This is a genomic window from Pararhizobium sp. P1_E7, assembly GCF_056405855.1.
Map to the genome: position 1 here is coordinate 1 of NZ_JBFUBH010000107.1, position 7802 is coordinate 7802.

Annotated in this window: 8 protein-coding genes and 1 pseudogene; 3 read left to right on the plus strand and 6 right to left on the minus strand. The window is 59.5% G+C overall.

Features of this window, described 5'->3' with window-relative positions; genetic code table 11:
• The 3 genes from AC1D17_RS26840 to AC1D17_RS26850 all read right to left on the minus strand — a co-directional run.
• A partial coding sequence (locus AC1D17_RS26840) for a substrate-binding domain-containing protein (protein ID WP_477568303.1) occupies positions 1-550 on the minus strand: 550 nt, incomplete at its 3' end.
• A gap of 34 nt (positions 551-584) precedes the next feature.
• Positions 585-1148 carry an alpha/beta hydrolase gene (locus AC1D17_RS26845; RefSeq protein WP_477568304.1) on the minus strand — a complete coding sequence of 188 codons (564 nt, stop codon included), beginning with the start codon at positions 1146-1148 and terminating at the stop codon, positions 585-587.
• A 107-nt stretch (positions 1149-1255) separates the two neighbouring features.
• Positions 1256-2212, minus strand: coding sequence for a VOC family protein (locus tag AC1D17_RS26850; protein WP_477568305.1), 957 nt, complete (start codon positions 2210-2212; stop codon positions 1256-1258).
• Between the two features lie 176 nt (positions 2213-2388).
• Between AC1D17_RS26850 and AC1D17_RS26855 the strand changes: the two genes are divergently transcribed.
• Complete coding sequence (locus AC1D17_RS26855; RefSeq protein ID WP_477568306.1) at positions 2389-3378, plus strand: LysR family transcriptional regulator; 990 nt, start codon at positions 2389-2391, stop codon at positions 3376-3378.
• A 28-nt stretch (positions 3379-3406) separates the two neighbouring features.
• Here the strand turns inward: AC1D17_RS26855 and AC1D17_RS26860 are convergent.
• Positions 3407-3908, minus strand: a pseudogene (locus tag AC1D17_RS26860) (aldo/keto reductase); the annotation flags it as partial.
• 129 nt (positions 3909-4037) lie between these two features.
• Here AC1D17_RS26860 and AC1D17_RS26865 point away from each other — a divergent pair.
• Complete coding sequence (locus tag AC1D17_RS26865) at positions 4038-4382, plus strand: helix-turn-helix domain-containing protein (RefSeq protein WP_477568307.1); 345 nt, start codon at positions 4038-4040, stop codon at positions 4380-4382.
• Complete coding sequence (locus AC1D17_RS26870; protein ID WP_477568308.1) at positions 4382-5665, plus strand: type II toxin-antitoxin system HipA family toxin; 1284 nt, start codon at positions 4382-4384, stop codon at positions 5663-5665. The genes AC1D17_RS26865 and AC1D17_RS26870 overlap by 1 nt, the downstream gene beginning before the upstream one ends.
• 193 nt (positions 5666-5858) lie before the next feature.
• Here AC1D17_RS26870 and AC1D17_RS26875 read toward each other — a convergent pair whose 3' ends face one another.
• Positions 5859-7337: a hypothetical protein gene (locus tag AC1D17_RS26875; protein WP_477568309.1), complete on the minus strand. Its 1479-nt coding sequence runs from the start codon at positions 7335-7337 to the stop codon at positions 5859-5861.
• A gap of 32 nt (positions 7338-7369) precedes the next feature.
• On the minus strand, positions 7370-7802 hold a 433-nt coding region (locus tag AC1D17_RS26880), incomplete at its 5' end, for an ABC transporter permease subunit (RefSeq protein ID WP_477568310.1).

A 7802-nucleotide genomic window follows, 5' to 3' on the forward strand; every position in this document is an offset into this window, starting at 1 on the left:
GGAACAGGCCGCCGACCTTCCTGTTGGTTTCAAGCTGCGCCCACATATTGGTGTAAACGGCGATGACGTCCTCGAGACCCCAGAAATAGTGGTAGGCGAAGTTGAATGGTTTCCAGGATGCCGGATCGCCGGGATTGCCTTGCTGACCGATGAACCAGGGCTGCCAGGGCGCCTTCGTCGAGATGCAGGGGATTTCCTCCGCCTCGCAGGTGGTCGCAACCGGATTGGTGTTTTCCGGCGTGGACGCCACCAGCATCAGGTCGATCCCGTCGGAAACGATCAGCTCCTTGGCGACTTCAGCGGCGCGGTTGGAATTTGACTGACTGTCCTTGACGATGATCTCGAAATTCTTGCCGATGTCGGTCGCAAGGAAGCGATTGATGTTGAACGTGTCGCTTTCGGCAAAGGCCGCGAGCGGGCCGGTCTGAGGGCTGACATAGCCCAGCTTGATCTTGGCGTTCTGTGATATCGCCGGCGTCGGAAAGACCCCGAACGTCGTCCCCATCGCAGCGGCGGCCGTGCCTTTCAGAAGTGTCCTTCGCTTCATCATGTTTCTCTCCCCCATGACACAGTCGAATGCGTGACTATCCGGCGGCCGGCCGGAACGGTTTTCTGCCGGACGCCAGCGCCGACAATATTGCGTCGAGCTGCGCCACCTCCGTGTCGGACGCTTCATGCGCCCTGTCGGGAAAGATGTCGCAGCGCAATTCAGCGCGTGCCTTGCCGAGCGCTTCCGCAGCCCCGGCGAAGGCCTCGACCGGTATCCACGGGTCCTTGTCGGAGCCCGTGAGATAGACAGGCATGCGGTCAAGATCGGCGAAGGGCCGGCCACAGGCCGGCGTGCCGATGCGGCAACCGGTCAGGTTCACCATCGCTCCGTCCCAAGGCCCGTATTTCATCGCGTATTCCAGCGTCAGGCAGGCGCCCTGGCTGAAACCGCCGACAAGCATCGGAAGAGGCCGTCCGGCCTCCCGGACGAAATCGGTAACGATCTGGCGAACATGGATCAGCGAAGCGTCGAGCTGGCGGCGTGTGCCATCCGTCAGCGGATCGACGGCGCGGGCGTCGTACCAGCTGTTACCCGCAGCGCGGGGCAGCATGAAAGCGACACCGGCGGTGTTGAGCCTGCCGACCACCTGTTCACGCATGTCCTCTGGTGTTTGAGTCCGCCCGTGAACGAATACGCAAAGGACCTTGGCCTCCCCTGGCGGTACACCGAGGCGCAATGGAGCATCATGCATCGCCATAGTACTGCTCAGAAGTTTGCCGGTTCGAGACCGGCGATCAACTCCGCCTTGCGATCCTCAAACCACGGTGGGAACACGAGCGTGGTACCGATCTCGCCCGGAGGCTCGTCGAGCGCCCAGCCGCCCTCAACCGACCAGGCGATTTCGAACAGCGCGCCGCCCGGCGAGCGGACATAGCAGGACTTGAAATAGTTGCGGTCCTTCTGGTCCGAAACATCGGTGAAGCCAAGACCTTCGAGATGCGCCTTGAGCTTCAGCTGATTTTCTTCGTTGCCGCTGTTGAGCGCGAGATGGTGGATCGTGCCACCGGCCAGCGTCCAGGTTCCCTGGCGATCGTTCGGTTCGTGCAGAATCTCTACCATGCTGCTCGGACCTGCCGTGTTCGGCACCGAGAACATCAGCCCCTCGTCACTGTCGGCCTCCTTCTTCATCGACATGCCGACGGTCAGGAAGTCGTCCATCGACGTGCGATCGAAAACGGCGATTGCCGCCCCGTAAATGCCTTTGATGCCATGCTGCGCATCGACGCCCTGCGCCTCGTTGACGATCGAGGGACGCGTGTCGGCCGGGCTTTCCACCAGCTCGTGCGGGATGCCGCATGGATGCTTGAAGCCGACCCGGGTCAAGCCGAAGCGGCCGAATTTTCGTGCCTCGATGCCCTTGCCATTCAGCCTGTCGATCCAATAGTCCGACGCCCCGACGGGGATGGCTTGCTGGATGATCTTTGACTGGTTGGTCCCGCGGCGCCCGAAGATCGCCGGCTTGCGGAAGGGAAAGGTGGTGATGATGGTCGAGGCATCGCCATCGCGCGAGCCGTAATACAGGTGATAGACCGGGACGCTGCCGTCAAACAGCACGGTTCGCTTCACCGAAAACAGGCCGAGTATTTTGGTATAGAAATCGTAGTCTTCCTGCACCCCATCGGTGCTGAGCGTCAAATGGTGATATCCGCTGACAAAAGCCATCGCCCTATCCTCCTCCTCAAGGACTTCGTCCAATCTCCGGCACGTCTCCCGCGTGTCGCCGCGACAACCGCACTGCTGCGTGCCGGTCTATCGTATCGCTTCCAGAGATGGGCAGACTATACACACCTCACACGCCCTCTTGTTGCAATTACTCATAACCATTATAGCAATTTGCTATGAAGTTAGATGAACGACATCTCGTCCAGCTGGCCGCCGTCATCGAGACAGGCGGGGTAACCGAGGGAGCCGCCCTGCTCGGCATGACCCAGTCGGCCGTGTCGCGCACGATCTCGATGCTCGAAAAGCGGATCGGCGAACAGCTCTTCATTCCGGGGCGCCGGCCAATGCAGCCGACGTCTCTCGGAGAGCAATTGGGTCAACAGGGCAAGGCCATCCTGTCCTCGTCGAGAAAGGCGGACGAGATCATCCGCAGCTTCAAGTCCGGCTCGTCAGGGCGCGTCCGGCTGGGAGGCGTTCCTTTCTTCATGGATGCCGTCATCGCGCCGATGGTCGCCTCCTTCCAGCGGAGCGAACCGGGGATCATGATCGACCAATCCTATGGTAATTATCCCGATCTGATGGCGGGGCTGGAATCCGGACAGATCGATCTTGCCGTGACACCGACCGGCGCATCGGATCTCAGGGCTGATTATGCGTTCGAACCCATACTCTCGGCCCGCAACGTGCTGGCCTGCAGCGTTGGCCATCCCCTCGTGCATAAACGGACCATCGCCATAGAGGACATTGTCCACTACCCCTGGGTGGCGCCCCTGCCGGGCTCGCCGCTGGTTCTCGATCTCCACAACATCCTGCTGACGCTTGGCATACCGGAAGTCTCGATCCGCTATGCCGGCGGATCGCTTCTCAGTGTCATCAACTACCTTACCGGGACCGATGCGCTGGCCATCCTGCCGCTTTCCGTCGCCTTTTCCTTCCGCCGCGAAAGCAAGATCACCGTCATCCCGCTCGACATTCCGCAACCCGAGCGCGCGCTCGGCATCATGACCAAGCGCAAACCTTACGCCAATCCTGCCAGCCGCAAGTTCATCGGCCACCTCCGGCGGGAGTTCTCCGACCTGCGCCGCATGATCGAAAAGCACGACAGCTCCATTCCCTGGGCGCACGGGCCTTTCCTTGCCGAACGCGACCGCAAGCCGATGGCCTGAAACGTGAGATGGACGACGGATCGGATGCTCAGGTCTCTGCCTTCCGGGCCAGGACAAAATCATGGTCCACATCCCAAAAATCGCCGGTAAACCCGTATTCCTGCGCGCGCCGGATCATGCGCCCTGTTGAACTTGGCTAACAGGCTTTCCTTCACGCCAAACACCGCATCCGAGTTGATATAGGGATCGTCGGGATCGAAGATGTGGGTGGTGAGCGTCTCATAGGCAGCCCTGGCGTAATAACCGGTCACGGCCATGCCGGCTTTCCTTGCAGCCTCGATCACCGGCGTCTGGTCGATATAGGGGTGGTACTCGATCTGGTTGGTGACGATCGGTGCGGCACTGAGCTTGACCGCCTCGGCCATCAGCGCCGTGTTGAAGTTGGAAACGCCAATATGGCGAACCTTGCCGGCTTGCCTGACCTCGTCCACTGCGCCGATCTGTTCGGCGAGCGAAACGGCTTCGTTCGGCCAGTGCAGCAGAAGCAGGTCGACATAATCGGTCTCCAGCTTCTTCAGGCTTTCATCAAGCCGACGGCGACACATTTTATGGCGGCGATGCGGATTAACGCACTAAACTCTCCAATAAGCGGAATTCCGCTTCCACATCTTCAAATTCTGAGGTAGCGTAATTCCGCTCTTAATTGGAGAAATAGCGCAATGACGCTCGATATGGCTAGAGAACTTGGTTCACAGCTCCAGGCCACCCGTAAAGCGCGGTCGRTGACGCAGCCGGATCTTGCGCAGCGCCTGGGCCGGGACCGTGCGCGGATTTCTGAATTGGAACGAGATCTCATCCATGGTCGCAAGGGCAAGGACCGGTTGACCCTTCTTCTCGACTGTTGCGACGCTTTGGGTATCATGCCGCTTCTGGTGCCGAAAGAACGATACGCTGACATAGCGGAGTCTTTGGCCCCGAGACGGTCCTCGTCAAAAAGCGGTGATGAGCGCAACGAAACGTTCGAAGACCTCTTTGTTGATCTCTCCGATGACGAGGAAGCGTGATGGCGAAGGAGAGTGCGGTTTTAGCCGTTAGGCTGGTTCGGCCCGACCAAAGTACAGTTCGCGTCGGTACACTTTCGCGCGACAGCACCGGCGCGTCCGCCTTCGTCGTGGACGAAGCGTATTTCCGCGATGACCAGCGACCAATTCTAAGTTTAAGATGGTATGTGCCCGGCGATGAGGAAGCTACCCGCAGGCGCCTGGGTGGCCGAGGCGACAAAATCGGTATCAATGGTTACTTGCCGCCATGGTTCTCCGGCTTATTGCCCGAAGGGGCGCTACGGGATCTCGTCATGAGCGAGATGGGACCTGGCGATCACGACCAGTTCGATCTCTTGATCCGCCTCGGGGCAGATTTGCCGGGAGCAATTATTGTCACGCCCGAAACAGCGGTGCCCTCGTCTGTTGGTCCGATCGAAGTTCAAAATATTCGCGGCGTGTCCGCCCCTTTACCTGAAGGAGCCGTGAAATTTTCCTTGGCTGGCGTTCAGCTCAAGTTTGTGGCAATAGCAGATGGCGATCGCCTCACTGCCCCGGGACGCGCCGGCGAAGGCCGCTGCATTTTGAAAGTACCAACGAAGAAATATCCCGGTCTTCCAGAGGCCGAGTATGCCGCTATGACCGTCAGCAAAATGCTCGGGATTGACACGGCAAGTTGTCGCCTAACGCCGACCAAGAATATCTACGGCATAGATGAGAGGCTTATCAGCGAGGGGGAAAACGCCCTTGTCGTCGACCGCTTCGACAGGCCAGGTGCAGAACAACGCATCCATATGGAAGATGGCGCTCAAATCGTCGGTGCGGTTGGGGAGCGGAAATACACCATGGCGACCTATGAAACGATGCTGAATATGATAAAGCGCTTTAGTACGGACTGGCGCGCTGACGTCCTTGAGGGTTTTCGCAGGATGGTTGCTGACGTCCTCATTGGAAACGGTGACAACCACCTCAAGAATTGGTCCTTTATTTTCCCGACACCGGGCGTGGTGCGCCTGTCGCCCGCTTACGATATCGTCCCTACAGTCTTGTTCGCCCCCGGTGACCGGCTCGCATTGAAAATGGCCGGAACTTACGATTTTTCCAAGGTCAGCCTGCGCCGTTTTCGCCGGATTGCCAGTTTCCTGGAGTTGGACCCAGACTGGATCGAGAAGGAAATCAAAAGGTCGGTATGGACGGCCCTCGACGGTTGGCCTGTTGCGCTGAAGGCATTGCTGTCGACAACGGACGCGGAGAACCTCTTAAACAGAATGGATCGACTGCTGTTAGTCGCAGAAAGTAAGACGTAGACTCAACGCAGGAAGAATTCCCTTTGCCAGCGCTCGATCGGAGCGGTCTCGAATTGAGCGCGTCTTGCCGAGCTCGGGCGACTCGGGCCACTCGCCGCTCAGTCGTTACCGCGCGCAAGTCCCTGCCCTGGGCAACGGGGGGACCCCGTCAGACAGGCCATGAATATCTCTTTTGTCAACATCAGGGCGCCACTCATCGCTCATGGTTCGCCAACGTCGCCTTGAAGCTCCCCAGGCCGTCCTCGATCAAGACATGGACCGCCGGCCGGTCGGTGAAATAGTACCGATGCGTGAGCGCCACCTGCCGATCGAGGAAAATCTCGATCGTGTCACCACGGAAATAGACGTCGATCCTGACGTTGCCGCTGGACCGGGGCGCAATCCAGTTGGTGACAAACGGTTCGGGAACCTGATCGCCTTCCTTTCCGGCTACCACATTGCCAAGGCTTACCGCTCCCGTGGCCGCATCGAAAAAGAGGCCGAGCCCCGTGGTGACATCGGAGCCCGAGTACAGCGATAGCCCCACCCCTCCCCGCAAGTCCTGCAGGCTGGCCTCGATCGTGAGCCTGGTCAGCGCTTTGGGTATCTGGCCCAGTTCCACCTCAGCCGCAGCAAAGGAGCCTAGCGCAGTCGCCCTGCTCACTCCTGCGCTTTCGTTCCACTCTCCGAACAACGGTTTGAGGGGCAGCGCGTGGATTGAACCGAGCCAAACGTCGATTTCTTTCGGCGGCCGGACACAGAGCCGATCAGCTTCGCCGACATATATCTCGCGCGGCAGACACATGTCTCCGCCCCAAAGCCACTCACCGCCCTCTTCGAAGCCGCGCCGGTCGTGAACCCAGCCAAAGGCAATCCGGCGCCCCTCGGCATCTTCCAGCGACTTTGCGGCATACCAACGTGCGCCGTCCAGTGCAGGATAGACCGGCGTTCGCCAAGGGCCGGCAAGGGCGGCGGCCTCACGGTAGACGGTCGCGGCCCGCTCGCTGAAGCGGGAGAAGATCATCCGCCATTTGCCACCCAACCGAAATACTTCCGGGCATTCCATGCAGTAGGTGTTTCCGGGGGCATAGAATGGCTGCGGCCTAGCCGTCCAGTTCACAAGGTCCTCGGACGTGCTGAGGGCAACAACGCCTCGCCGCCCGGAAGGCCCTTCGTGTGAGCGCGCTGAAATCAGCATCCAGTACTGCTTGTGTTCCTCGTTCCAGAATACGAACGGGTCCCGCCAGTCCTGGCGCTCGAAATATTCCTCCGGAGGCAAATGAATGGGATTGCCAGTGGCCTTTGTAAAGGTCACGCCGTCAGTGCTCTTGGCGTGACAGATGGTCTGTGGTGTCCACGCCGATCGGCGCCCGCCTGTGTAGAAGACATGAAGAACCCCATCGACCGCGATGATCGATCCGGTCCAGATGCCATCGACATCCGGATCGTCGCCTTGCCCCAGAGGCAGGGCGATCCCAAGGTCTTCCCATGCGATGAGGTTGTCGCTGACCAGATGCCGCCACGGAGTGCGCCCCCGATCGGGCTGGTCGAGCTTGCCTGCAGGCGCTTCCAGATAGAACAGATGGTATCGTCCCTCATGGAAGAATGGAATCGCGTCCCCTTGAGGGCCGTCGATCGCGGGATTACGGACGCCTGCGAAACTCATGGCAACCGCAGTGGACGGGCGTGGCATATATTTCTCCTCGATTGATGATTGAGTGGCACTCATCCCTTCGTGGCTCCACCCTGAATGCCGTAGATGATGGCCTTGTTGAGAACCAGAAGAGCGAGCAACAGAGGCGTGACAGTCACGCATACGGCCGCAAACGTCGCCGTCCAGTCGGTCGACCCCATGGCTCCCATGTAGCTCTGAAGCCCAAGCGGAACGGTCTTCATGGTCTTGTCGAGCACGAACGTGTTGGCGAAGATGAAATCGTTCCAGATGAAGATCGTGTTCACGAAGACGACGGTGACAACGGTATTGACCGACATCGGCAAAGTGATTGCAAAGAAGATGCGATAGGGACCGGCCCCGTCGATCGAGGCCGCGTCATAGAGTTCGCCGGGGATGTAGCTGTAGAAGCTGTGGAACAGATAGACGGACATCGGCAGGGCGAAGCCGACCAGCGGCACGATGATCGACCAGTAGGTGTTGAGC